The following is a 25,695-nucleotide window of genomic DNA, read 5'->3' on the forward strand; positions in this document are numbered from 1 at the left end:
CTGGGTGCCAATTCGCGATGAAGTCAATGACCTGATCGAAGCTGGCCCGTTCCCCTCGGAGGAGGCGAGTGAGGAGGAGGTTGTGGAGACGGAGCGACTGCTTGAGCGGGTAACTCCTCCCGTTTCGGATGAAGAGGCTCAGGCGTTGGTCACGGTCTTCGGTCCTGATGATTGCTTTGGCCTGTCCTGGTCTCTGCTGCACCTTATTGAGACCGCTCCTGGTGCCCAGCGGGCGCATTATACGGAAAATCGAGAAAATGCGTGGGTGAAACTTCTGAATTCTCGCGTAGAGTTCGGTAGAAAACGTGATGCCGGCAAGGGTCATAAAGTCTGACGACGATTCTGATGTGCCCGCTACTGATTGGATGAAATTTTATGTCCCCGAAGATATCGGCCAGCATTATTGAGCGCTCGCAAGGGCTCCTGGAGCCCGGTGAGCGTGTGGAGCGGGTTCTTTTGGCTCAGGGCGGTATCAATCCCTGGGCGCAGGTCGGGTTCTTTCTCGTGGGGTTGATCGGGGTTCGGGTCGTGGCCGTCGCCGCGGGGGCGTCAAGTGGGGGCGGGGCGCTCCTCGGGGCGTTCGGTGGACTGGTCGGGATGGCGGCCGCCATGGCCTGGACGACGCGGCGGGTGGTGCTCGCGACCGACCGGGGTGTTGTGGTCCTTGAGTACGGGCGGTTCGGCGGTGTGAAGCCGAGCGGTGTCGTCGCGCGGCTGCCGAAGGGCACCGGCATCGGGACCCTGTCCGGCACCTGGGCGCGGACCGAGTTGGCCGGGGAGCGGCTGTGGGTGCACAAGAAGTGGCACGGCGACGCGGTCGCGTTCGCGGGGCAGCCCGGTTAGGGAGCGGGATCGAGTGGGCCGGGTGTCCGTATGAGGGCACCCGGGCCACACGGAGGGGGCCAAGGGGTCTGCCTCTGCCACCGCCTCGCCGTCGGCCACTGACACGAGCCACCGGCCTCTCACCGAGACCCAGCTCACCAAGGCCCAGTTGGCAAAGGGCGACTTGGCGGGCTACGGCGTCCAAGCGCCGGCGGACCCTGACACCGAGGCACCCCCGGTCGACGCCGACGACGACATATGCGCGGCGGTGTCGATGATGATGTTCTTCTCGCTGAGCGTCGACCCCGAGGCCCGCGTCGGCCAGACGGTGGCCGCCACCTCAGGGGACACGGTGGGCACGGGTACGAGCGTGCTGCTCGCCTCCTACCAGGAAGCCGACGCCAAACAGGGCCTCGCCGACCTCGCCGCCTCCGTGCGGGGCTGCCCGGACGGTTTCGAGGTCACCGAGGAGCTGAAGGCGTCAGCGGTGAAGTCCCTGGACGTGCCGGACGCCGGCGACGAGGCCGTGGCTTTCCGGCTGAGTGGCGGGATGCTCGGCGCGGACACCCCGACCGCGTACACCGTCGTCCGGTCGGGATCGACGCTCGCGGTGTTCTTCGCGGTCGACATGACGGACCCGAAGACCGTCGAGGTCCCGGACGAGGTCGTCACGGCGCAGATCGCCAAGCTGGAGAAGGTGGCGGGCGCGTAGCGTTCGTACGCCTACGACGATGGGGGCGCCCGGAGTGATCCGGGCGCCCCCATCGTCGTAGAAGCCGAGTAGTGGTGCGGGGCTCAGCGGGCCTTGCCGCCGCCCTTGGGGAGTTTCATGCCCTTCGGCATCGGGCCCTTGGGGAGGGGCATGTTGCTCATCAGGTCGCCCATGGCGCGCAGGCGGTCGTTCGTCGCCGTCACCTGGGGGCCGGTCAGGACGCGCGGGAGCTTGAGCATCGTCGTGCGGACCTTCTTCAGCGGGATCTGGCCCTCGCCGGTGCCCACCATCACGTCGTGCACGGGTACGTCCGCGACGATGCGGGCCATCTTCCGCTTCTCGGCGGCCAGCAGGGTCTTCACCCGGTTCGGGTTGCCCTCGGCGACCAGCACGATGCCGGCCTTGCCGACCGCGCGGTGCACCACGTCCTGGCTGCGGTTCATCGCCACCGCCGGAGTCGTCGTCCAGCCCCGGCCGATGTTGTCCAGTACCGCGGCGGCAGCGCCCGGCTGGCCCTCCATCTGCCCGAAGGCGGCCCGCTCGGCCCGGCGTCCGAAGACGATCGCCGTCGCGAGGAAGGCGAGCAGGACGCCCAGAATGCCAAGGTAAATGGGGTGACCGAGCAAGAAGCCGATCGCGAGGAAGACACCGAAGGTGACAATTCCGACAGCCGCGAGTACAAGACCGATCACCTTGTCGGCCTTGCGCGTCATCTTGTACGTCAGGACGATCTGCTTGAGTCGCCCGGGGTTCGCAGCGTTGTCCGCTGTCGTGTCCTTCCTCGCCATGCCAAGAGTCTACGTGGCTCCCGGAGCGCCGACGACGGCGGTGCCCGGGGCGAGGGGTTCAGGAGCGGGAGGTGAGGGACTGCTCCAGGACGAGCTGTGCCTCGACCCGGTCCTTGGCGCGGCGGCGGTCCTCCAGGACGGAGGTCCACGCGTTACGCCGGGCGGTGCGCTGGCCGCTGCTCATCAGCAGCGACTCGACCGCGCGGAGCGCGTCGGTGACGGACGGGATGGCGGTGGCGCGGACGGGTGCGGCCTGCATGGTGGAGGTCCCCCCTCGGAACGGCTCTGGGTGTGAGGCTACGTGCTGTAAGTCGAGTGTCACTGTTTGGTGTTACCAGGGCGTGACCGACCGGTCAAACGCCAATGAAGCCTTGATGCGGTGGGCCGGAACGCCGACGCGGCCCTGATGGACGCCCTCAACTGGGAGGACGGTCAGGGCCGCGTCGGATACGGGTGCTACTCGCTAGTAGTCACTTGTGCGCGAATTCACAGACTCTGCGCTCAGACCGCCTGCGAGGCCACGTACGCGCCCCGCTTCTCTATGGCCATCTGGTAGAGGCGCCCGGCACGGTACGAAGAACGCACCAGCGGGCCGGACATGACCCCGGAGAAGCCGATCTGCTCGGCCTCCTCCTTGAGTTCGACGAACTCGTGCGGCTTCACCCAGCGCTCCACGGGGTGGTGACGCACCGACGGCCGCAGATACTGCGTGATGGTGACCAACTCGCAGCCCGCCTCGTGCAGTTGGCGCAGCGCCTCGCTGACCTCCTCGCGGGTCTCGCCCATGCCGAGGATCAGGTTCGACTTGGTGACCAGGCCGTAGTCGCGGGCCTCGGTGATGACCTTGAGCGAGCGGTCGTAGCGGAAGCCGGGGCGGATGCGCTTGAAGATGCGGGGGACCGTCTCGACGTTGTGCGCGAAGACCTCGGGGCGGGAGGAGAAGACCTCGGCCAACTGCTCGGGGACCGCGTTGAAGTCGGGGGCGAGCAGCTCGACCTTGGTGCGGCCGGACTCGCGGGACGCCGTCTGCTGGTGGATCTGGCGGACCGTCTCGGCGTACAGCCAGGCCCCGCCGTCCTCCAGGTCGTCGCGGGCGACGCCGGTGATCGTGGCGTAGTTCAGGTCCATGGTGACCACGGACTCGCCCACCCGGCGCGGCTCGTCGCGGTCGAGGGCCTCGGGCTTGCCGGTGTCGATCTGGCAGAAGTCGCAGCGGCGCGTGCACTGGTCGCCGCCGATGAGGAAGGTCGCCTCGCGGTCCTCCCAGCACTCGTAGATGTTGGGGCAGCCGGCTTCCTGGCAGACCGTGTGCAGGCCCTCGCTCTTCACCAGCGCCTGCATCTTCGTGTACTCGGGACCCATTTTCGCCCGGGTCTTGATCCACTCGGGCTTGCGCTCGATGGGGGTCTGGGCGTTCCGGACCTCCAGGCGCAGCATCTTGCGTCCGTCGGGTGCGACTGCGGACACGATGGGCTCCCTAGCGATTGATTCTTCGGCGGAACCTAGGTTACGCCCGTTGATTTGGTGGGCGGTGTTGGTGCCGGCCCTGCTGGGGGCTGCCGCCCCCAGGCCCCCGCTTCGGCCTGGACGGCCTCGTCCTCAAACGCCGGACGGGCTGAAAGTCGCTGATGCCTTCTCGGTCGCCCTCGGCCGCAGGTCCGCGTTGCCCAGCGCATCCGCCAGGTGCCGTTCCGCCACCGGGAGTACCTCCGCGATGGTCAGCTCGCGGCCCAGCTCGTGGGAGAGGGACGTGACGCCCGCGTCCCGGATGCCGCACGGGATGATCTTGTCGAAGTTGGATGTGTCCGGGTTCACGTTCAGCGCGAAGCCGTGCATGGTGACGCCCTTGGCGACCCGGATGCCCATGGCGCAGATCTTGCGGTCCTCGCGGCGCTGGCCGGCGTTGGAGGGTGCGTACTCGGGGCCGTTGAGGCGGGGGTCGAACTCCTCGTCGGTGAGCCGGGGGTCGAAGTCGAGGGAGAGTCCGCCGAGGGAGGGACGCTGGTCCACCGGGTCGCCGAGGACCCACACGCCCGCCCTGCCCTCGACCCGGCTGGTCTCGACGCCGAACTCCGCGCAGACCCGGATCATCGCGTCCTCCAGGCGGCGGAGGTGGGCGACGACGTCGACGGGGCGCGGGAGCTTCTGGATGGGGTAGCCCACGAGCTGGCCGAAGCCGTGCCAGGTGATCTTGCCGCCGCGGTCGACGTCGATGACCGGGGTGCCGTCCAGCGGGCGCTCGCTCTCCGCCGTGCGCCGGCCCGCCGTGTACACCGGCGGGTGCTCAAGGAGGAGACAGGTGTCCGGGACCTCGTCCGCGAAGCGGGCCGCGTGCACCCGGCGCTGCTCGTCCCACGCCTCCTGGTACTCGACCGCGTCCGCGCCGAAGCCCATCCGGACGAACCGCAACTCACCCACGGCAAGCGCCTCCCTGGCAGCAACCTACGAGTCGTAAGGCACGAAACATGCCTACGCCACTGTACGACCGACCGCTGACAGCCCACCGGGCGGTCGGGACCGTCAGCCCTACGACCAATCCTCACACGATCGGATGAATGCACGTCGGAATGTGCGACGGGCCGCTTACGCTCCGCTACATTCGCGCCGTTCACGAGGCCAAAAGGGCTGCTCACAGGCAATCCGGGCAGGCGGCGGCCGCATCGGCCGCTGTGAGGCCCGAAAGGCAGGAGACCGCACCGCAGATGACGGAACGACCCGCGCAGCGCACTCCCAACCGCCAGCTCGCCGCGCTCATCGCAGAAGCGGGGTTCTCCAACGCAGGTCTGGCCCGTCGCGTGGACCAGCTCGGTCTGGAGCACGGACTCGACCTCAGATACGACAAGACATCCGTCACCCGGTGGCTGCGCGGCCAGCAGCCCAGGGGCACCACCCCCGCCCTGATCGCCGAGGTCTTCACCCGGCGGCTCGGACGCCGGCTCACCGCGCAGGACCTGGGGCTGGACGCCTGCGCGCCGGTGTACGCGGGGCTCGAATTCGCCGCGACCCCCGAGGAGGCCGTCGACATCGTCAGCGGGCTGTGGCGCAAGGACTCCGGCAGCCACGCCGAGCTGCGCAAGATCGCCTTCACCCCGGCCGGTCTTGTCGTGCCCAGCCGGGACTGGCTGATCGGCCGCGCCGACGACCGGGTCGGCCGCGCCGAACCAGCCGGCCGGGTGCCCCCGCAGGGCCGCCCCGCGGTACCCCGCCAGCGCGGGGCCGGCGAACGCGCTCCCGGCCAGCGGGTCACCGGCGGCGACATCTCCGCGCTCCGCTCGGTCGGCGAACTCTTCCGCACCCTCGACAACGCCTACGGCGGCGGCCACGCCCGGCAGGCCCTCGTGCGCTACCTGGAGCACGAGACCGAGCCGATGCTGCGCGGCGCCTACGGCGAGCAGACCGGCCGGCGCCTCTTCGCGGCCGCGGCCGACCTCACCCGGCTCGCCGGCTGGACGTCGTACGACATCGCCGCGCACGGGCTCGCGCAGCGGTACTTCGTGCAGGCGCTGCGCCTCTCCCAGGCGGCCGGGGACCGGGCCTACGGCTCGTACGTGCTCATCACCATGAGCCGGCAGGCCGTCTACCTCGGGCACGGGCGCGAGGCCGTCCAGCTCGCGCGGGTGGCGCAGCAGGGGGTCGGGACCAGCGCGCCCCCTGTCGTGCAGGCGCTGCTGCACGCCGTGGAGGCGCGGGCGCACGGAGTCCTGGGCGAGGTGCGGGCGTGCACCTCCGCGCTGGTCCGGGCCGAGCGCGCCCTCGAAACCGCGCGCGCCGGGGACGAAGTGCCGTACTGGGCAAGGTTCTTCGACGAGGCGCAGCTCGCCGACGAGTTCGGGCACGCGCACCGGGACCTCCAGCAGTTCCGCGCCGCCGCCCAGCACGCGGAGCGCTCCCTGCAACTGCGGGCGCCCGCCTTCGCCCGCAGCCGGCTGTTCTGCCGGGTCGTCCTCGCCTCCGCCCGGCTCGGCCTCGGCGAACTCGACCAGGCCTGCGCGCTGGGCGCGGAGGCGGCGGGGCAGGCCGCGGAGATGCGGTCGGTCCGGGCGATCGAGTACGTGCGGGACTTCGAGCGGAGGCTTGAGCCGTACAAGGACGCGGCGCCGGTGCGGGGGTATCGCGACAAGGTCGCCGCGTTCGGGTGAGGTGGGGTGAGGGGGGTTCAGGCGGCCTGTGTTGTTTGCGTCGGCTCGGCTCTGTGCAGCGTGCCTGCCGCGCCCAGGTCCTTCAGGATCGCCGTCGACGCCCGGTGTCCCGAATGCAGGGCCCCCTGGACCGTGCTCGTGTCCCGGTGGTCGCCGCACACGTACAGGCCGGCCAGCAGGCGGACCGGCCGGCGCAGGTCGTGCGGCGGCCGCATCACGGGCACGGCCGTCGCCGTGTGGTGCACGGCGAGGGTCTCCCAACGGGCGGTCGAGGTGCCGTAGAGGCGGGACAGGTGCATGCGTACGGCGGTCTCGACGTCCGGTGGGGGAGGGCCCAGGACCGTCGACGAGACGAGCGCGCGGCCGGCCGGGGCGCGGCTCGGGTCCACCTCGCTGACGACCGCGGTGTGCGCGACCGGGCCGCCGCGGTCGGAGTCGACGAGCAGGGCGGCTCCGGTAGTGGGCGGGTCGTCGGTGGTGTGGTGCACGACGGTCACCGGGTGGAAGTCCGGTACGCGCAGGCCGGGCAGGAGTTCGGCCGCCGCGCGCGCGTCCGTCGCGACGAGCACGGCCCGGCAGCGGATCTCGCCGTGTTCGGCGGTGGTCACCGATGTCGTCGCCACGTCCGTCACGCGCACGCCGGTGCGCACGGTGCCCGGTGGCAGCGCCGCGGCGAGCACCTCGGGCAGCATCTCCGCGCCGCCCTCCGGCAGACACAGCCGCCCGCCCGCGAAGGCGCGCAGCGCGAGGTCCGCGCACCGGCTGGAGGTCGTCAACTCCGGGTCGCACAGCAGCGCGGCGAGCAGCGGACGCAGAAACCCCTCGATGGTCCGCGCGGGCACCCCGCGTGCCGCGAGCGCCTGCCCGGCGGGCAACTCGGGCCGCGCCAGCAGCCGTTCGACGGGCGTCCCCGCGAGCCGGGTGAGCGCGGCCCCGAGCCGGGCCTGGTCGACGGGCCCACCGAGCGGGGCACCGGACCGCGGCCGGGGCACGGCGGAGACCCTACGGGCGTCCACCGGCCGGTCCTTGAGCGCGGGGCCGCCCCAGGAGGAGTCCGTGCGGTCGCCGGCGGCCGGCCCGCCCCGGGAGGCACCTGTCCGGTCCCTGAGCACACCCCAGGTGGCGCCGGTCAGCCCGCTCCGGGACGCGGTCCGGTCCTTGGGCGGCCGGGCGCCCGCGGAGGTTCCCGTGCGCTCCTCGGGCACGGACTCGCCGCCGGGTGTCGCCGCCGTCAGGTCCCCCGGGGTGGGGCCCTCCGTCAGGGTCTCCGTACGGGGGGTGTGCGGCGTCGTGTCTCCGGAGGCCGCCACCCGGGTCCCGGGCACGGGCTCTTCCGCGGACGCCGCCGTCCGGCCGGTGAGTGCCGCCCCGGCCCCGGGTGTTGCCCAGCCCCCGGAAACGCCTCCCGGCGCCGCCGCGGCCCAGGCGACGCCCCCACGTCCCCTCGCCGTCGGGCCGCCCCAGAAGGAGCCCCTGCGTGCCGCGCCGCCCCGCACGGACCCCGTCCGCACCCTCGGGCCTGTCCCCGCCCGAGGGGCGCTCGCCAGGGCGCGTACCGCGTGGAGTGCGCCCCATGCGCTCCCTCCGGGCGCCGGAGTGCCGGCGCGGTGGTGGCGGCCGTCGCTGTGGAGCAGGACGCCCGGTGCGAAGGGGCGCAGCACCAGGGCGTCGAGGCCTGGGGTCAGGCGCAGTTCGGGGTACGAGGTGGACAGGAACTGTCCGATCCGGTCGAGCCGGAACCCGTCGACCTTCTCGGTCGACATACGGCCGCCGACGTAAGGGGCGGCCTCCAGGACTACGGTCGTTACTCCTGCGCTGATCAGCCGATGAGCCGCGGCGAGTCCGGCGACCCCGGCTCCCACGACGACGACGTCCGCCTGGTACGCGGGCTCAGACACATGCCCCTCCTCGACGTTGAGCGGCCGGTGGGGACGTCATGCCCCCAACGGCCTTCAGGGATACCCGAGTTCGGGTCGAGGTTAGGGCCGTGACCGGTCAGCGGAAGTCGCGCATCGACAGGGCACGGTCGCACGGCGGTCGCATAGTGGTCACATACGGTCGCCGTGTGTCATCGGCGGGCGTCCGTCCCTTACAGCGCCGCCCTGATCGCCCCTTCGATCTCCGGGAACGCGAAGGTGAACCCCGACTCCAACAGCCGTTTCGGCAGCACCCGTTGACTCCCCAGCACATCCCCCGACATCTCGCCGAGCGCCAGCTTCAGCGCGGGCGCGGGAACAGTGAAGAGGGACGGGCGGTGCAGCACCCGGCCCATCGCCGCCGCGATCTCACGGTTCGTCAGCGGATTCGGGGCGGTGAGGTTGAAGGGCCCCGACAGGCCCTCGGTGTCGATGAGATGCCGGATCGCCGCGACCTCGTCGTGCAGCGCGACGAACGACCAGTACTGCCGCCCGTTCCCGAACCGCCCGCCGATCCCCGCCTTGAAGAGCGGGAACAGCTTGGCCCACGCCCCGCCGTCCCGTGCCACCACCAGCCCGGTCCGCGCGAACACCGTCCGCACGCCGGCCTCCTGCACGGGCGCGGTCGCCTCCTCCCACTCCACGCACAGCGAGGGCAGGAAGCCGTCCCCGGGAGGCGCGTCCTCGTCCACTGCGCGGTCGCCCGTGTCGCCGTAGAAGCCGATCGCGCTGCCGTTCACCCACACCCGCGGCGGCCGGTCCAGCGCGGCCACCGCCTCCGCGAGCGCCGCCGTGCCCAGCACGCGGCTGTCCCGGACGGTCTTCTTGTAGGCGTCCGTCCAGCGGTGGTCGCCGATCCCGGCGCCGGCCAGATTGACCACGGCGTCGCACCCGTCGAGCGCGGCGGCGTCCACGTACTGCCCCTCCGGGTCCCAGCACACCTCGTCCGCGCCCCGAGCGGCCCGCCGCACCAGGCGCACCACCTCGTGCCCGTCCGCGGTCAGGGACCGCACCAGGGCGCTGCCGATCAGACCGGAGGCGCCGGTCACCGCGATTCGCGAGCGTTCCATGGCGCCCATCCTGCCCCGTTGATCCGTAAAAACCCCATGAGGACTCCGCCGTTCGCCGCCGTAGGGTGGCCCCCATGTCCGAGCCGTACATACGCACCGCCCTGCCCGACGACGACGAGGAACTCGGAGCGCTGGACCGCGCCACCTGGTCCCGGCTGCACGCGGTCGTGCCGAAGGCGCAGCCGCCGTACGCGCCCTTCTTCGACGACAAGCACGTGCCCGGTGACTTCCTGGTCGCCGAACTCGACCGCCGGATCGTCGGCTACATCCGGCTGGTTCCCGCCACCTCGCTCGTCTGCAACGCGCATGTCCGGCAGATCCAGGGGCTCGCCGTCGGCGAGGCGGCCCGGGGCCACGGGGTCGGCCGCGCGCTGATCCGCGCCGCCATCACCGAGGCCCGGCGGCAGGGCGCCCGGCGCATCACCCTGCGCGTGCTCGGCCACAACACACCGGCGCGGAAGCTCTACGAGGCCGAGGGCTTCGCCGTCGAGGGCGTACTGCCCGAGGAGTTCCTGCTCGACGGGGAGTACGTGGACGACGTCCTCATGGGCCGCTCGCTGTGAGCTACGACGTGACCAGGTCGCCCGTGTCCACCGGGGCCGTCGCGGTCGCCGCGCTCCTCGCGTCCCCGGAGACCTCGTCGGCCGTCAGCACGTACCCCGTCTCGTCGTCCGAGGTGGAGCGGGCGAAGACCACGCCGTAGACCTTGCCGCCGGTGGTCAGGAGCGGGCCGCCGGAGTTGCCGGGGCGGACCGTGGAGCGGATCGAGTAGATCTCGCGGGTGACCGTCCCGTCGTTGTAGATGTTCTGCCCGGTCGCGTTCACCTGGTTGGCGACGGTCGCGGCCTGGAGATTCAGGTCGCCGTCCTGCGGATAGCCCGCGACCACGGCGGAGTCGCCGCGCGCCGCGTCGTCGTCGAAGCGCAGCACGGGCGCGGACAGCCCCGGCACATACAGCACGGCGACGTCCTTGCTCGGGTCGAAGAGGACCACCCGCGCCTCGTACGACCGCCCGACCCCGCCGATGCGGACGGTCGGGTCGTCGATGCCGGCCACCACATGGGCGTTGGTCATGACGTGCTGCGCGGCGAACACGAAGCCGCTGCCCTCGCGGCCCTCGGTGCCCGAGGAGCCCTCGATCTTGACCGTGCTCCGCTTGGCCGCGTTCGTCGCGGCGGCGGTGACGCTGTCGCCGGTGGGCTTGGCGACCTCGGCCGTCGACGCGTTCTCGAACGGGTTGAAGACCTGCGGGAAGCCCGCCTCGGTGAGTGCGGAGGTGGCGCGCGAGAACCAGGTCGGCGTGGTGTCCGGCATGAGTTTCTGCACGCTGCCCAGCAGCGCCGAGTCCTGGATCGCCGAGGTGACCGTCGCCGACGAAGAAACACCGAGCACGCTCGCGGCCACCCACGCCACGATCATCACCGCCACCGAGTTCGCCGCGGCACCGCCGATCCCGTCGGCCACCCGCAGCGGCCCCTGGTCCAGCTCCTTGCGCAGCTTCAGCGCCAGCCGCCCCGCCAGTTCGTGCCCGACCACCGCCGGGGTCAGCACGGTGAGCACGGCGGTCACCGTCGCCGCCGTCGTCCCCGGTGTCACCAGGTCCATCACCCACGGCAGCACCCACACGCCGACGACCGCACCGCCCACGAACCCGGCGAGCGACACACATCCGGCGACGAGGCCGCGCCGGTACCCGGACGCCGCGTAGGCGAGGATCACCAGCAACAACAGCAGGTCGAGCAGGTCCACGGAGCCGCCTTTCTCTCGGAACCCTTAGTACGCGAGGAACGGGCCCACTGATCAGTCACGCGCGCGTGGCCCCCGGGAACGTGCCCACGCGTGCGTGTACCCGCAGAAACGTGCCGGACCAGGACGATGGTTCCACCGGGTGGCACAGCACACATCGCGGGCGGAGCGTTTCCGGCCGAGAGTGTTGACCATGCGCGTCCTGAGAAGAACGCCGGGTGCACGAAGGCGGCGGCGACGGGTACGAATAGCCCGCGTCCCCCGCTCGGCGGTCCTGCTGCTGGCCTGTCTCCCCGGCCTGGCCGCCGTCCTGGTGCTGGCCCTGTGCGCGAACGGCGTCGGCCGCAAGGCCACGGCCGCCCTGCGCTCCCCGGTCGCCGCCCGCCCCGCGACCGCCCGGCACACCGCCCCCGAGCCGCGCATCGTGCCGCGCTCGGCCTGGCTGGACGCCCTCTCCCGGCACGCGCAGCCACCCCCGCGCTACGACGACAAGGTCGTCGCCGTCTTCGTCCACCACACCGACTCACCGAACCACTACGACTGCGCGGACGCGCCCCGCATCATCCGCTACCTCTACGCCGGCCAGACCGGCGTCCGGGACTGGGACGACATCGGCTACAACTTCCTCGTCGACCGCTGCGGCACGATCTACGAGGGCCGCGCGGGCGGCGTCGACCGCGCGGTCACCGGCGCCCACACCCAGGGCTTCAACCACCGCACCGCGGGCATCGCCGCGATCGGCACGTTCACGGCGGGCGTACCGGTACCGAAGGCCATGACCGACGCGATCGCAGCCCTGGCCGCCTGGAAACTGGGCCTCGCGGACGTCGACCCGCGCACCAAGGCCCACCTGGTCTCCAGCAACAGCCTCAGCCGCTACGCCGCCGGCACCACCGCGACCCTCCCCGCCCTCGCCGCCCACAAGGACGGCTACATGACGAGCTGCCCGGGCGCGGCACTGCTGGCCAGGTTGCCGGAGGTTCGAGAGGCGGCGGCACGGTTGCAGGGGCGTTGACCGCCCCCGCCGCCCCTACCCGCCCCGGCCCCGGGGGGCGGCGCCCCCGGCCCCTGCGCTGCGGGTCGCGGAGGCCGGTCGCGCCCACGCGGCGGAGCCGCACATGGCACAGCCCCGCGCCCGGCGGACTTGCCGGGCGAGCCCGCCGGCCCGTGTGTCTACCTGCGGCTGAGGTAGACCCCCAGCGCGCGCTGGAGCACCTTCCCCTGGACCCCTACGGGCCGTTCCCACTCGCCGAAGTACTCCACGGCCCGGCCGCCCGCGCCGGTCTTGAAGAGGAGCCGGCCGACGAGGCGGTCCTCGGGGACGAGGGACGGGGTGATCGACCGCAGGTCGTACGTGTCCGCGCCCGACTCCAGCGCCTCGCACAGCATCCGCCACAACAGCAGGCTGCTGGGCCGCAGTTCACGTCCCCGGCGGCCGGACGCGGGATAGGAGTGCCAGACGCGGGGGCCGACGCCGATCATGATCGCGGAGGACAGCATCTCGTCGTCGTACTCGGCGAGGTAGATCCGCATCCGGTCGGACTCCTCGGCGTTCAACGCCTGCCACATCCGCCGGAAGTAGTCCAGGGGCCGGGCCTTGAACCCGTCCCGCTCGGCCGTCGCCCGGTACAGGCGGTGGAACGCGGGCAGATCCTCGGCGGACCCCCAGAAGACCCCGACACCGCCCCCCTCCGCGGTCTGCAGGGCCTGCAGCCAGTGCGGAGCGAGACTCCGCCGCAGCTCGTCCACCGACCGCCCCGCCAGGGGGATGTGACACCCGTAGCGCGGCTGTCCGAGCCCGAACCCGCTTCCCTCGTTCTCCTTGCACCGCCGCCACCCCAGCCGCCTGAGTCGCTCGGCGGCATCGAGCGCGTACCCGTCGATCCCGTCCGTCGGCAGATCCCGCAGATGCCGTACGGAGGGGTCGGCGACGCCCGCCGCCACGGTGGCCGCGTCCCAGTGCCGGACGACGAGCGGGGGGCCGATGCGGACCGAGAACGCGCCCTCCTTCTCCAGGTGCGCGACCAGCGGGTCCAGGTACCGCTCCGGGCGCTGGCTGTGCCAGTCGATCGCGGGCCCGTCGGGAAGGTAGGCGAGGCAGCGCCCGGTCCCGGGAAACGCGCGGTACAGCACCAGCGCGACGGCGACCAGGGTGTCGCCCTCGAACCAACCGACGCTCTCCGCGCTCCAGTCGGGCTTCACATCGGCCCACTCCGGGATCTGCAGATGGCTCGCGTCGGGGTGCGTCCGGAGATGCGCGAGATGTTCCTCGCGGGTGATCCCCTTCACGTACGGGCTGGTCATGGGCGCGGCGCTCCTGTTCGGCGGCGGCCACCGTAAGCCGGATGTCACGGCTCCGGTCAAGACCTCAAGTCTGTGAACTGCGCGAACACTTGCCCGTCGGCGCTCACAGGTTTCTCGCAGGCGGCTCACCGGGTTCGCCGAGACAAGCTCCCTATCGTCATGCACACGCACTGACTGGAGGTGGGGAAAATGAACAGCAGTCACACCAACACCACGGAGAAGCCTGCCGGTTGGACCAGGTCCGCCCGCGGCCCCTGGGCGGTCGTCTGCGCGGTCGCGACCGTGATCCTCGGCCCGGCCGCCGTCACGGCCTCCGCGCTGGACCAGGCCAACGCGGCCCCGATGCACCACGCGATCCGGGCCGACCAGACCCAGGCATACATCCCGACGGACACGACCCGGCGCCGCACGGCGGCCTAGGGCCTGTTCCAGGTTTCCCGCCTGCCCCGCGAGGCCCGGCACGCTCCCCCACTGCCTTAAGGGCGTGGGAGGTGCCCCCACTCGCCGCACCGGGCGAAAGCCCACGTACAACCAGTACGCGGACTTCCGCCCGGCACGCCGAGAGCACGCACCGACTGCGACATCAGCCGCTTCCGCGGCGGGCGCAGGGCCCGCCCTCCGGGCGGACGACGGGAAACCTGGAACAGGCCCTAGGGTGCGGCGACCGGTTCCGGCGCTCAGCTCCTGCCCAGGCCCAGGTACTGCTCGCCCGCCGGATCGATGTCGACGCCCAGGCCGTTCAGGAGGCCGGCCAGCATCGTGTAGTAGCCGACCGTCGTGATCAGCTCGACCACCTGACGGTCCGTGAAGTGCTCACGGAGCGTGGCCAACGTGGCGTCCGCGAGGGTGTGTTGGGCCAGCAGCTCCTCCGCCGCGGTCAGCGCCGACCACTCCATCGCGTCGAACTCGCTCTCCTCCGCGCGGAGTTCGACGACGGCGTCCAGCTGGTCGACCGTCACCCCCGCGTGCAGCGCGATCGGCCGGTGCTGCACGAGGCCGTACGCACAGTCCGTGCGCGCCGCCACCGCCATCACCACCAACTCGCGCAACCGCACCGGCAAAGACGACCCCAGCACGGCCATCCCGAGGTCGATCGCCGGACCCGGCAGCTCCGGGGCGTGGGAGAGCATGCGGAACGCGTTCAGCGGGGTGGGGAGCTTGTCGACGGCGTCGGCGGAACGCTCCGGGAACGGTATTCGAGCCACGGTGACGTCCGTACCCTCCTCAGTCCTGCCGGAACCTCTCCCGCAGCTTCGGGAAGCGCTCCGCCAGCACGGCCTCGTTCTCCAGGTCGAGCGGTGCCCCGAGTGGCTCGGCGGGCGCGGGCGGAATCCCCAGGTCGGGGGCGACGACACCGGTGAGCTGTTCGTACGCCTCGTCCGCCGCGTACCCCAGCTCCTCCCCGTCGCCGTCGATCTCCTCGTCGAAGTCGTCGATGAGATCGGCCAGCGAGTCGGCGTCGTGCACCGCGCCCTCGTACACCTCGCGGCCCTGACCGATCAGCCAGCACCGGAAGAAGTCGAACGCGTCGTCGCTCGCCCCGTCCAGCAGCACCCACGCGGCACCCCACAGGTCCCAGGTGTAGGCGCGGTTGTAGCGGGCCTCGAAATGGCGGGCGAAGTCCAGCACCAGCTCCGGATCCAGCAGGAGAAGCCGGTCCACGAGCAGGTCGGCCTGCTCCTCGGGGTCGCCCTCGGCGGCCTCGCGGGTGGCGTCCACCAGCTCCCAGAACTCCGTCTCGTCCATCACGGGTCAAGCATCGGTCCTGGAGGGGTGGTGCGCACGTGGAGTGCAGCGGATTGTCACCTGGCTCGGGGCAGATCGTTATGGGCGGTACAGCGCGGCCAGCCGCCGCGCGTCGCTCACGAACCGCGCCCGCAGACTCTCCGGAGCCAGCACCTCCACCTCCGGCCCCAGCCCCGCGAGCTGTGCGTGGGCCACCTTCTCGGACTCCACCGGCAGGGTCACCGTCACCCACCCGTCCCCGTCCTCCGGCGCCCCCGCGACCTCCAGCGCCTCACGCGCCGCGACCGGATCGACGGCGTACGGCAGTCTTCGCGCGCCGTCGGGGGACACCCGCACCACCACCTCGGCCCGCAGGATCGACCGCGCGAACTGCTCCGCCCGTTCCTCCCAGAACGCCGGAAGATCGAAGTCCTCGTCCCGTACGAAGCGTTCGTCGTCCGGGGAATCCACCGCCGTGAAGCGGTCGATCCGGTACACCCGGAAGGAATCGCCCTCGGCCACCCGTGCGCACAGGTACCAGACGCCCGCCTTGAGCACGAGCCCGTACGGCTCCAGCTCCCGCTCGACATCGGCGTCCCCGCGCCGGTAGCGCGCGAGGACCCTGCGGTCGTCCCACACCGCGTCCGCCACGGCGGGCAGCAGCGGGGGCGTCCCGGGTTCGGTGAACCAGTTCGGGGCGTCGAGATGGAAGCGCTGGGCCGCCGCCCGCGAGGAGTCCTGGAGCGAGGGGAGCAGCGCGGCGGACACCTTGAGCCGGGCCGCGGAGGCGGCGTCCTCCAGCCCCATGTCCCGCAGGGCCCCCGGCAGGCCTGACAGGAACAGTGCCTCGGCCTCGCTGCGCGCCAGCCCGGTCAGCCGCGTCCGGTACCCGCCGACCAGCCGGTACCCGCCGGCCCGCCCCCGCTCCGCGTACACCGGCAGGCCCGCCTCGGACAGCGCCTGCGCGTCCCGTGTCACCGTCCGCTCCGACACCTCCAGCTCCCGCGCGAGCTCGGCGGCGGTCATGGCGGGCCGGGACTGGAGGAGGAGCACCATCTTGATGAGGCGGGCTGCGCGCATGGGACCCATGATGGGCGCACGAACGGCCGCGGGCGTGCGGGGACCGGCCGACCGGCTCCCACACGCCCGCGCTCTACCTGCAACCCTTACAACCCGTACCGCTCCCGCGCTTCCTTCACCGCGGTCGCCTTGACCTCACCGCGCCGAGCCAACTGGGCCAGCGCCGCCACGACGATCGACTCCGCGTCGACGCCGAAGTAACGACGGGCCGCGTCACGCGTGTCCGACAGACCGAAGCCGTCCGCGCCCAGGGACGAATAGTCCTGCTCGACCCACTGCGCGATCTGGTCGGGAACCTGGCGCATGTAGTCGGAGACCGCGAGCACCGGCCCCTCCGCGCCGTGCAGCGCCTGCCGGACGTACGGCACCCGCTCCTCGCCGCGCAGCAGCGCCGCGTCCGCGTCCAGCGCGTCCCGCCGCAGCTCCGTCCACGAGGTGGCCGACCACACGTCCGCCGCCACACCCCACTCCTCGGCGAGCAGCCGCTGCGCCTTCAGCGCCCAGTGGATCGCCGTACCGGAACCGAGGAGCTGGATGCGTGCCGCGTTGGCGTCGGGCGAAAGTCCCGCCGATTCCGCCGTGTTGAAGCGGTACAGGCCCTTGACGATGCCCTCGTCGACACCGAGACCGGCCGGCTTGGCGGGCTGCGGGATCGGCTCGTTGTAGACGGTCAGGTAGTAGAAGACGTTCGGGTCCTCGCCCTGGGCCCCCTCGCCGTACATCCGGCGGATGCCGTCCTTGACGATCGTCGCGACCTCGTAGGCGAAGGCCGGGTCGTACGACAGGGCCGCCGGGTTCGTCGCCGCGATCACCGGCGAGTGGCCGTCCGCGTGCTGGAGGCCCTCGCCGGTCAGCGTCGTACGGCCGGCCGTGGCGCCGACCAGGAAGCCGCGGCCCAGCTGGTCGCCGAGCTGCCACATCTGGTCGGCCGTGCGCTGCCAGCCGAACATCGAGTAGAAGATGTAGAACGGGATCATCGCCTCGCCGTGCGTCGCGTACGACGTGGAAGCGGCGATGAAGTCGGCCATCGAACCGGCCTCGGTGATCCCCTCGTTGAGGATCTGGCCGTTCTTGGCCTCCTTGTAGTACATGAGCTGGTCGCGGTCGACGGGCTCGTACGTCTGCCCCTTGGGGGAGTAGATCCCCAGCGACGGGAACAGGCTCTCCATGCCGAAGGTGCGCGCCTCGTCGGGGACGATCGGCACCCAGCGCCTGCCGGTCTCCTTGTCGCGGACCAGGTCCTTGACCAGGCGGACGAAGGCCATGGTGGTGGCCACGTTCTGCGAGCCGGAGCCCTTGTCGAAGGACGCGAAGGTCTTGTCGGCGGGGGCGGGCAGCGCGGGCAGCGTATGCGTACGGCGGGCCGGGGCCGGACCGCCGAGGGCCGCGCGGCGCTCCTGGAGGTAGCGGACCTCGGGGGAGTCGGCGCCCGGGTGGCCGTAGGGCACCGCCCCGTCGACGAAGTCGCTGTCCTTGATGGGGAGTTCGAGCAGATCACGCATCTGCTTGAACTCGTCCGTCGACAGCTTCTTCATCTGGTGGTTGGCGTTCTTCGAGGCGAAGCCCTCGCCGAGCGTGTGGCCCTTGACCGTCTGCGCCAGGATGACCGTGGGGCCGCCCTTGTGGTCCAGGGCCGCCTTGTAGGCCGCGTACACCTTGCGGGCCTCGTGGCCGCCGCGCGAGAGGTGGAAGCACTCAAGGATCTTGTCGTCGCTCAGCAGCTTCGCCAGCTCGACGAGAGCCGGGTCCTGGCCGAAGAAGTCCTCGCGGATGTAGGCGGCGCCGCGCGTCTGGTACGTCTGCACCTGGGCGTCCGGTACCTCGCGCAGCCGTCGTACCAGCGCGCCCGTGGTGTCGAGCTGGAACAGCTCGTCCCAGGCGTTGCCCCACAGCGACTTGACGACGTTCCAGCCGGCGCCGCGGAACTGGGCCTCCAGCTCCTGCACGATCTTGAAGTTCGCGCGGACCGGGCCGTCGAGGCGCTGGAGGTTGCAGTTGATGACGAAGGTCAGGTTGTCCAGACCCTCGCGGCTCGCCAGGGCGAGGGCCGCCGTCGACTCGGGCTCGTCCATCTCGCCGTCGCCGAGGAACGCCCAGACGTGCGACTGGGAGACGTCCTTGATGCCGCGCGCGGTGAGGTAGCGGTTGAAGCGGGCCTGGTAGATCGCCGACAGCGGGCCGAGGCCCATGGAGACGGTCGGGAACTCCCAGAGCCAGGGCAGCCGGCGCGGGTGCGGGTACGACGGGAGGCCGTTGCCGCCCGCCTCCTGGCGGAAGTTGTCGAGGTGCGCCTCGGTGAGGCGGCCGTCGAGGAAGGCGCGGGCGTAGATGCCGGGGGAGGCGTGGCCCTGGATGTAGAGCTGGTCGCCGGAGCCGTCCGCCTCCTTGCCCCGGAAGAAGTGGTTGAAGCCGGTCTCGTACAGCCAGGCCGCCGAGGCGAAGGTGGCGATGTGGCCGCCGACGCCGTGTTTCGCGCCCCGGGTCACCATCGCCGCCGCGTTCCAGCGGTTCCACGCGGTGATCCGGCGCTCCATCTCCTCGTCACCGGGCGCGGACGGCTCGGCGGCGGTCGGGATGGTGTTGACGTAGTCCGTCTCCAGCAGCTTGGGCAGCGCGATGCCGTTGCCCTCCGCGCGCTCCAGTGTGCGGCGCATCAGGTACGCGGCACGGTGCGGGCCGGCAGCCTTCGTGACGGCGTCCAGGGAGGCCTGCCATTCGGCGGTCTCCTCGGGGTCGCGGTCCGGGAGCTGGTCGAGCTCGCTCGGCTGGATGGCGTAGGGGTCGGTCATGTCGCCGCCTTCCTCAGTCGAAGGGGGGTTCCCTCGTCGGCAAGGGGTTTTCGGGGGTGCCCTTGGTCTTTGGCAGGACAGGGCGGCGGGCTCTGTGGTGGGAGCCCGTCGGTGACTGTAACTCCCTGATCGATGATCGATCAAAGGTTCCCGGGCAAAATATCTTGATTACGAGAAAGTCGGCACGGGGTGCCTCCGGCGGCGGCACCGGGTGTCGTGATCGACCGGGGTTTTCGCAGGTCGGAGGGGGCTTTTGAGCGGGGAAGCGCTCCTGTGCTCGGCGGAGACAGGCCCTCAGGCTCGCGGCGCGCACCCGAGAACGTGCGCCTTCACCAGCTCCGCGATCCGCGGGTCCCGGCGCCGGAACGCGGCCACCAACTCCTCGTGCTCCTCCGCGTACGACTGCTGCACCGTGCCCAGCCAGCGGATCGACAGCGCCGTGAACACCTCGATGCCGAGGCCCTCCCAGGTGTGCAGCAGCACCGAGTTGCCGGCCGCACGGACCAGCTCCCGGTGGAAACCCACCGTGTGGCGGACCTGGCCCGTCCCGTCCGCCGCGCGGTCCGCCTCGTACAGGGCGGCGACATGCGGTTCGAGCGCCGAGCAGTCCTCGGCCAGCTTCTCCGCCGCAAGCTCCGCCGCGATGGCCTCGAGACCGGCCCGCACCGGGTAGCTCTCCTCCAGGTCGGCGGCGGTCAGATTCCGGACGCGTACGCCCTTGTTCGGCGCCGACTCGATCAGCCGCAGCGACTCCAGCTCGCGCAGCGCCTCCCGCACCGGCGTCTGGGAGACCTCCAGCTCGGTCGCGATCCGCCGCTCCACGATCCGCTCGCCCGGCTTCCAGCGCCCGCTGACGATCCCCTCCACGATGTGCTCGCGGATCTGTTCGCGCAGCGAGTGGACGACGGGCGCGGTCATGAGAGCTCCTTAAGGCGTTTGACGTTTAGACAATAAGGCCGCACGCCCGCTCGGGAGGGGCGCACGGGGGCGCTTTCATGCAGGTGAGACGAGACTTACACGCTGCCGGGGCGGTGCGCTCCGCGCGGTGTGGCGGTGGGCGGGAGGCTCGGGCCGGTGGCCGTGGCGGCGCCGGACCCGAGGGTTGCCTGGTGTCGGCCGGCGTCCCGCCGGGCGGTGCGGCCGACCAAGCACGGAATCCCCAGGTCGCGGCCCGAACCGCCCTCGTGGAGGCCCTGTTGGGACTCTCCGGGCCGGGACCAGTGGTGATCGCACGACGGCCGGCGGCGGCACGTAGCGGACGGCTCCGAAGCGGAGGCGACGGACCGTGATCGGCTGCGCCACCCGGCGGGACGCCATCGAGCGACCGCCGGCTCCGGCGCCGTCCCCGTCCTCGCGAAGCGGACGGTGCCCGGAAGCCGGGCCGGGTCGGCCGGCGCATCCGTGTCACCGGCACGAACACGGCATCGGAGCCCGGCACACGACGGGATCGTACGCCCGGACGGAAACGGACGGTGCCCCCGTCCGAAGGTTCCGGACGGGGGCACCGAGGTGGCTGGTTACAGGCCGAGTTCGACCTCGAACTCGCCGGCCTCCAGGATCGCCTTGACGGCCGTCAGGTAGCGGGCCGCGTCGGCGCCGTCCACCAGGCGGTGGTCGTAGGAGAGGGTCAGGTACGTCATGTCGCGGACGCCGATGACCGTGCCCTCCTCCGTCTCGATGACGGCCGGGCGCTTGACCGTGGCGCCGATGCCGAGGATCGCGACCTGGTTCGGCGGCACGATGATCGTGTCGAAGAGCGCGCCGCGCGAACCGGTGTTGGAGATGGTGAAGGTCGCGCCGGACAGCTCGTCCGGGGTGATCTTGTTCGCCCGGACCTTGCCCGCGAGCTCGGCGGTGGCCTTGGCGATACCGGCGATGTTCAGGTCGCCCGCGTGCTTGATGACCGGGGTCATCAGGCCCTTCTCGGAGTCCACCGCGATACCGACGCTCTCGGTGTCGAAGTAGGTGATCGTGCCCTCTTCGACGTTGATCCGGGCGTTGATGGCCGGGTGGGCCTTCAGCGCCTGGGCCGCCGCCTTCACGAAGAACGGCATCGGGGAGAGCTTGACGCCCTCGCGCGCGGCGAAGGAGTCCTTGGCCTGGTTGCGCAGCCGCATCAGCCGCGTGACGTCGACCTCGACGACCGAGGAGAGCTGCGCCTGCTCGTGCAGCGCCTTGACCATGTTGTCGCCGATGACCTTGCGGATGCGGGGCATCTTCACGGTCTGGCCGCGGAGGGGAGAGGCCTCCAGGGTCGGCGCCTTCTTGGCGGCCGCGGGAGCGGCGGCAGCGGCCGGAGCCGGAGCAGCGGCGGCGGCCTTCGCGGCCTCGGCGGCGGCCTTCGCGGCCTCGGCGGCGGCGAGGACGTCCTGCTTGCGGATACGGCCACCGACGCCGGTGCCCTTGACGGTGCCCAGGTCGACGCCGTTCTCGGCGGCGAGCTTGCGCACCAGCGGGGTCACATAGGCGCCCTCGTCCGTGGCCTGCGCGGTGGCGGGCGCCGGAGCCGCCGGGGCGACCGGAGCCGGAGCGGCCACCGGCGCGGGGGCCGGGGCGGCGGGGGCGACCGGAGCCGCGGCGACCGGGGCCGGCGCCGGAGCCGGGGTGGGAGCCGGAGCGGCCGGAGCCGGAGCCGGAGGAGCCGCAGGGGCAGCGGCGGCGGGCGCCGGGGCCGGAGCGGCGGGGGCCGGGGCAGCCGCCGGAGCGGCACCCGGGGCGCCGACGACGGCGAGCTTGGCGCCGACCTCGGCGGTCTCGTCCTCGCCGACCAGGATCTCCAGCAGCACACCCGCGACGGGCGAGGGGATCTCGGTGTCGACCTTGTCGGTGGAGACCTCCAGGAGAGGCTCGTCCTCGGAGACCTCCTCGCCGACCTGCTTCAGCCAGCGGGTGACGGTGCCCTCGGTGACGGACTCGCCGAGCGCGGGCAGGACCACGTCCGTGCCCTCGGCGGAGCCGGCGCCCGCGGTGGCCTCGGCGGTGGGCGCCGGGGCCGGGGCGGCCTGCTCGGTGGAGGGGGCGGCGGCCTGCGGGGCAGGCTCCGGAGCGGCCGCCGGAGCGGGCTCCTCGGCCGGGGCCGGGGCGGCTGCGGGGGCGCCGGAGCCGTCGTCGATCACGGCCAGCTCGGCGCCGACCTCGACGGTCTCGTCCTCGGCCACCTTGATGGAGGCCAGCACACCGGCGACGGGCGAGGGGATCTCGGTGTCGACCTTGTCGGTCGACACCTCCAGCAGCGGCTCGTCGGCCTCGACGCGCTCGCCCTCGGCCTTCAGCCAGCGGGTGACAGTGCCCTCGGTGACGCTTTCACCGAGCGCCGGAAGGGTTACGGAAACCGCCATGGTTTCGGTTGCTCCTTACGAATTGCGGAAGTCTGTGTCGTCGTCCGACCGAGGGGTCAGTCGTGGGAGTGGAGAGGCTTGCCGGCCAGCGCCAGGTGGGCCTCGCCGAGCGCTTCGCTCTGCGTCGGGTGGGCGTGGATGAGCTGGGCGACCTCGGCGGGCAGCGCTTCCCAGTTGTAGATCAACTGGGCTTCGCCGACCTGCTCGCCCATACGGTCGCCGACCATGTGGACGCCGACCACGGCACCGTCCTTCACCTGGACGAGCTTGATCTCGCCCGAGGTGTTCAGGATCTTGCTCTTGCCGTTGCCCGCGAGGTTGTACTTCAGAGCGACGACCTTGTCCGCGCCGTAGATCTCCTTGGCCTTGGCCTCGGTGATACCCACGGAGGCGACCTCGGGGTGGCAGTACGTCACCCGGGGGACACCGTCGTAGTCGATCGGAACGGCCTTCAGGCCGGCCAGACGCTCCGCCACCAGGATGCCCTCGGCGAAGCCGACGTGCGCGAGCTGGAGCGTCGGGACCAGGTCACCGACGGCGGAGACGGTCGGCACGTTCGTCCGCATGTACTCGTCGACCAGGACATAGCCGCGGTCCATGGCGACGCCCTGCTCCTCGTAGCCGAGACCGGCGGAGACGGGCCCGCGGCCGACGGCGACGAGCAGTACCTCGGCCTCGAACTCCTTGCCGTCGGCGAGGGTGACCTTCACACCGTTCTGGGTGTACTCGGCCTTCGAGAAGAAGGTGCCCAGGTTGAACTTGATGCCGCGCTTGCGGAAGGCGCGCTCAAGAAGCTTGGAGGAGTTCTCGTCCTCAAGGGGGGCGAGGTGCTTGAGGCCCTCGATGATCGTCACGTCGGCGCCGAAGGACTTCCACGCGGAGGCGAACTCCACGCCGATGACACCGCCGCCCAGGATGATCGCGGACTGCGGTACGCGGTCCAGGACGAGGGCGTGGTCCGAGGAGATGATCCGGTTGCCGTCGATCTCCAGGCCCGGCAGCGACTTCGGCACGGAGCCGGTCGCCAGCAGGACGTGGCGGCCCTGGATGCGCTGGCCGTTGACGTCGACGGAGGTGGGGGAGGAGAGCCTGCCCTCACCCTCGATGTAGTGCACCTTGCGGGATGCGATCAGACCCTGCAGACCCTTGTACAGGCCCGAGATGACGCCGTCCTTGTACTTGTGGACGGCCGGTACGTCGATGCCCTCGAAGGTGGCCTTGACACCGAACTGCTCGCTCTCGCGGGCCTGGTCGGCGATCTCGCCCGCGTGGAGCAGGGCCTTGGTGGGAATGCAACCTCGGTGCAGGCAGGTGCCGCCGACCTTGTCCTTCTCGATCAGGGCGACGTCCAGACCCAGCTGGGCCCCGCGCAGGGCCGCGGCGTAACCGCCACTACCACCGCCGAGGATCACTAGGTCGAAAACGGTGCTGGCGTCGTTCGCCACGTCACGTCCTCCATGCATGTGCGCCACGCCGGTCAGCGGTGACCGGTCGGCGGCTGGTGTCCGGCCGCTCTTTCTTCGGCCCTGTGGTGGGGGCCCTGTCCTGCCGAGAACCCATCTTCGCACTTGTCGGAGGCGTACGAGACGCCGGGCCTGTGTGTGAGACGTCCCACTCCCCGGTCAAGGGAGGACAAAACGGCCCCGGGCGTCGTCCGCCCGGGGCCGTCATGCGGAAGGAGTGAGAGCTAGCCGAGGTCGCCGGCCGCCGTCAGCTCGGCGAGACGCACCAGCGTCCGCACCGCGGAACCCGTACCGCCCTTGGGGGTGTAGCCGAACGGCCCGGACTCGTTGAAGGCCGGTCCGGCGATGTCGAGGTGGGCCCAGGTGATGCCCTCGCCGACGAACTCGCGCAGGAACAGACCGGCGACCAGGCCGCCGCCCATCCGCTCGCCCATGTTGGCGAGGTCCGCGGTGGGGGAGTCCATGCCCTTGCGCAGGTGCTCCGGGAGCGGCATCGGCCAGGACGGCTCGCCGACCTCCTCGGCGGCGTCGACGATCGCCGCGCGGAACGCGTCGTCGTTGGCCATCACACCGAAGGTGCGGGAGCCGAGCGCCAGCACCATCGCGCCGGTCAGCGTCGCCACGTCCACGATCGCGTCGGGCTTCTCCGCGGAGGCCGCCCACAGCGCGTCCGCGAGGACCAGCCGGCCCTCGGCGTCCGTGTTGAGGACCTCGACGGTCTTGCCGCTGTACATGCGCAGCACGTCACCGGGACGGGTCGCGGAGCCGGACGGCATGTTCTCGGCGAGCGCCAGCCAGCCGGTCACGTTGACCTCGAGGCCCAGGCGGGCGGCGGCGACGACGGCGGCGAACACGGCGGCGGCGCCGCTCATGTCGCACTTCATCGTCTCGTTGTGCCCGGCCGGCTTGAGCGAGATGCCGCCCGAGTCGTAGGTGATGCCCTTGCCGACGAACGCGAGGTGCTTGGCCGCCTTGGCGTGCGTGTACGACAGCTTCACCAGGCGCGGGCCGGCCGCGGAACCGGCGCCGACACCGAGGATGCCGCCGTAGCCGCCCTTCTCCAGGGCCTTCTCGTCGAGCACCTCCACCTTGATGCCGTGCTCCTTGGCCGCGGTCTGCGCGACGGCGGCGAAGGCCTCCGGGTCGAGGTCGTTCGGCGGGGTGTTGACGAGGTCGCGGGCGCGGTTCAGCTCCTCGGTGACCGCGAGGGCGCGCTCCACGGCCGCCTTGTGGTCCTTGTCGCGCGGCTTGCCGCCGAGCAGGGCGACCTCGCCGAGCGGGCCCTTGCCGTTGCCCTTCGCGTCCTTCTTGGCCGCGGGCGCGATGCCCTTGTACGCGTCGAAGGAGTACGCGCCGAGCAGCGCGCCCTCGGCGATCGCGCCGAGGTCGGCGGCGTCCGCGACGGGGAGGGCGAAGGCGGCCTTCTTGCTGCCGGTGAGAGCGCGGGCGGCGACACCGGCGGCCCGGCGCAGCGCCTCGGCACCGTACGCCTGGTCGTCCTCGGGCTCGGTGCCGAGCCCCACCGCGAGCACGAGCGGTGTCTTGAAGCCGGCCGGTGCGGGCAGCTTCGTGATCTCGCCCTCGGCACCGGAGGCGCCCAGGGTCTCCAGGATGCCGGCGAGCCTGCCGTCGTACGCCTTGTCCACGGCGTCGGCGCCCGGTGCGAGCACCGGGCCCTTGCCGCCCTTGCCGACACCGATCACGATCGCGTCGGCCCGCAGGCCGGGCGCCGCGGCGGTGCTGAGAGTGAGAGCAGTCACAGTGGTGAATTCTCGCTTCCGATGTGAAGTTGCTGTGGTCGAT

At 71.7% G+C, this 25,695-nt stretch carries 23 protein-coding genes; 7 read left to right on the forward strand and 16 right to left on the reverse strand.

Going from position 1 to position 25,695, the window contains the following annotated elements; genetic code table 11:
- Positions 1-4: 4 nt before the first annotated feature.
- From AB0M63_RS43785 to AB0M63_RS43795, 3 genes are all read left to right on the forward strand, one after another.
- Positions 5-334, forward strand: a complete 330-nt coding sequence (locus tag AB0M63_RS43785; protein WP_355909595.1) for a hypothetical protein — start codon at positions 5-7, stop codon at positions 332-334.
- 194 nt (positions 335-528) lie between these two features.
- Entirely contained in the window at positions 529-843 is a 315-nt protein-coding gene (locus AB0M63_RS43790) for a hypothetical protein (RefSeq protein WP_366023317.1), read from the forward strand.
- A 148-nt stretch (positions 844-991) separates the two neighbouring features.
- On the forward strand, positions 992-1,534 hold the full coding sequence (locus tag AB0M63_RS43795) for a hypothetical protein (protein ID WP_366023318.1): 543 nt from the start codon (positions 992-994) through the stop codon (positions 1,532-1,534).
- An 83-nt stretch (positions 1,535-1,617) separates the two neighbouring features.
- Here the strand turns inward: AB0M63_RS43795 and AB0M63_RS43800 are convergent, their stop codons facing one another.
- The 4 genes from AB0M63_RS43800 to lipB all read right to left on the reverse strand — a co-directional run bounded on the left by AB0M63_RS43800 (position 1,618) and on the right by lipB (position 4,740).
- Positions 1,618-2,322, reverse strand: a complete 705-nt coding sequence (locus AB0M63_RS43800) for a DUF4191 domain-containing protein (RefSeq protein WP_355909604.1) — start codon at positions 2,320-2,322, stop codon at positions 1,618-1,620.
- Positions 2,323-2,380: 58 nt separating this feature from the next.
- Entirely contained in the window at positions 2,381-2,581 is a 201-nt protein-coding gene (locus AB0M63_RS43805; protein WP_317887285.1) for a hypothetical protein, read from the reverse strand.
- Positions 2,582-2,823: 242 nt separating this feature from the next.
- Positions 2,824-3,789, reverse strand: coding sequence for a lipoyl synthase (gene lipA, locus AB0M63_RS43810; protein ID WP_366023319.1), 966 nt, complete (start codon positions 3,787-3,789; stop codon positions 2,824-2,826).
- Positions 3,790-3,921: 132 nt separating this feature from the next.
- Positions 3,922-4,740, reverse strand: coding sequence for a lipoyl(octanoyl) transferase LipB (gene lipB / locus AB0M63_RS43815; RefSeq protein ID WP_366023320.1), 819 nt, complete (start codon positions 4,738-4,740; stop codon positions 3,922-3,924).
- Positions 4,741-5,024: 284 nt separating this feature from the next.
- Between lipB and AB0M63_RS43820 the strand changes: the two genes are divergently transcribed.
- Positions 5,025-6,461 carry a regulator gene (locus AB0M63_RS43820; protein ID WP_355909614.1) on the forward strand — a complete coding sequence of 479 codons (1,437 nt, stop codon included), beginning with the start codon at positions 5,025-5,027 and terminating at the stop codon, positions 6,459-6,461.
- A 17-nt stretch (positions 6,462-6,478) separates the two neighbouring features.
- Here the strand turns inward: AB0M63_RS43820 and AB0M63_RS43825 are convergent, their stop codons facing one another.
- Together AB0M63_RS43825 and AB0M63_RS43830 are read right to left on the reverse strand one after the other, a co-directional pair.
- Positions 6,479-8,359: an FAD-dependent oxidoreductase gene (locus tag AB0M63_RS43825; RefSeq protein WP_366023321.1), complete on the reverse strand. Its 1,881-nt coding sequence runs from the start codon at positions 8,357-8,359 to the stop codon at positions 6,479-6,481.
- Positions 8,360-8,550: 191 nt separating this feature from the next.
- On the reverse strand, positions 8,551-9,447 hold the full coding sequence (locus AB0M63_RS43830; RefSeq protein WP_366023322.1) for a TIGR01777 family oxidoreductase: 897 nt from the start codon (positions 9,445-9,447) through the stop codon (positions 8,551-8,553).
- A gap of 74 nt (positions 9,448-9,521) precedes the next feature.
- On the opposite strand from AB0M63_RS43830, the gene AB0M63_RS43835 reads away from it, so the two are divergent.
- Positions 9,522-10,010, forward strand: coding sequence for a GNAT family N-acetyltransferase (locus tag AB0M63_RS43835; RefSeq protein ID WP_366023323.1), 489 nt, complete (start codon positions 9,522-9,524; stop codon positions 10,008-10,010).
- 1 nt (position 10,011) lies between these two features.
- On the opposite strand, the gene AB0M63_RS43840 is transcribed toward AB0M63_RS43835, so the two are convergent.
- Entirely contained in the window at positions 10,012-11,196 is a 1,185-nt protein-coding gene (locus tag AB0M63_RS43840; RefSeq protein ID WP_355909623.1) for a MarP family serine protease, read from the reverse strand.
- A 190-nt stretch (positions 11,197-11,386) separates the two neighbouring features.
- Between AB0M63_RS43840 and AB0M63_RS43845 the strand changes: the two genes are divergently transcribed.
- A complete protein-coding gene (locus AB0M63_RS43845) occupies positions 11,387-12,208 on the forward strand; it encodes a peptidoglycan recognition protein (RefSeq protein WP_355909626.1) in 822 nt (273 codons plus the stop codon).
- Positions 12,209-12,366: 158 nt separating this feature from the next.
- Here the strand turns inward: AB0M63_RS43845 and AB0M63_RS43850 are convergent, their stop codons facing one another.
- Complete coding sequence (locus AB0M63_RS43850) at positions 12,367-13,497, reverse strand: peptidoglycan bridge formation glycyltransferase FemA/FemB family protein (protein ID WP_366023324.1); 1,131 nt, start codon at positions 13,495-13,497, stop codon at positions 12,367-12,369.
- Between the two features lie 189 nt (positions 13,498-13,686).
- On the opposite strand from AB0M63_RS43850, the gene AB0M63_RS43855 reads away from it, so the two are divergent.
- Complete coding sequence (locus AB0M63_RS43855; protein WP_355909632.1) at positions 13,687-13,917, forward strand: hypothetical protein; 231 nt, start codon at positions 13,687-13,689, stop codon at positions 13,915-13,917.
- Between the two features lie 257 nt (positions 13,918-14,174).
- Here the strand turns inward: AB0M63_RS43855 and AB0M63_RS43860 are convergent, their stop codons facing one another.
- From AB0M63_RS43860 to AB0M63_RS43895, 8 genes are all read right to left on the reverse strand, one after another.
- A complete protein-coding gene (locus tag AB0M63_RS43860; RefSeq protein WP_366023325.1) occupies positions 14,175-14,702 on the reverse strand; it encodes a carboxymuconolactone decarboxylase family protein in 528 nt (175 codons plus the stop codon).
- Between the two features lie 19 nt (positions 14,703-14,721).
- Positions 14,722-15,243, reverse strand: coding sequence for a DUF4240 domain-containing protein (locus tag AB0M63_RS43865; protein ID WP_366023342.1), 522 nt, complete (start codon positions 15,241-15,243; stop codon positions 14,722-14,724).
- A gap of 78 nt (positions 15,244-15,321) precedes the next feature.
- Positions 15,322-16,302 (reverse strand): YafY family protein, encoded by a 981-nt coding sequence (locus AB0M63_RS43870; RefSeq protein ID WP_366023326.1) that lies wholly within the window; start codon positions 16,300-16,302, stop codon positions 15,322-15,324.
- 86 nt (positions 16,303-16,388) lie between these two features.
- Entirely contained in the window at positions 16,389-19,091 is a 2,703-nt protein-coding gene (gene aceE, locus AB0M63_RS43875) for a pyruvate dehydrogenase (acetyl-transferring), homodimeric type (protein ID WP_366023327.1), read from the reverse strand.
- A 294-nt stretch (positions 19,092-19,385) separates the two neighbouring features.
- Entirely contained in the window at positions 19,386-20,009 is a 624-nt protein-coding gene (locus tag AB0M63_RS43880) for a GntR family transcriptional regulator (RefSeq protein WP_355909644.1), read from the reverse strand.
- 599 nt (positions 20,010-20,608) lie between these two features.
- Positions 20,609-22,429 (reverse strand): 2-oxoglutarate dehydrogenase, E2 component, dihydrolipoamide succinyltransferase, encoded by a 1,821-nt coding sequence (gene sucB, locus AB0M63_RS43885; protein WP_366023328.1) that lies wholly within the window; start codon positions 22,427-22,429, stop codon positions 20,609-20,611.
- A gap of 56 nt (positions 22,430-22,485) precedes the next feature.
- On the reverse strand, positions 22,486-23,874 hold the full coding sequence (gene lpdA, locus AB0M63_RS43890) for a dihydrolipoyl dehydrogenase (protein ID WP_355909650.1): 1,389 nt from the start codon (positions 23,872-23,874) through the stop codon (positions 22,486-22,488).
- Between the two features lie 242 nt (positions 23,875-24,116).
- Entirely contained in the window at positions 24,117-25,652 is a 1,536-nt protein-coding gene (locus AB0M63_RS43895) for a leucyl aminopeptidase (RefSeq protein ID WP_355909653.1), read from the reverse strand.
- Between the last annotated feature and the right edge of the window lie 43 nt (positions 25,653-25,695).

This window comes from Streptomyces sp. NPDC051576, from assembly GCF_040681835.1.
Lineage (GTDB): Bacteria > Actinomycetota > Actinomycetes > Streptomycetales > Streptomycetaceae > Streptomyces.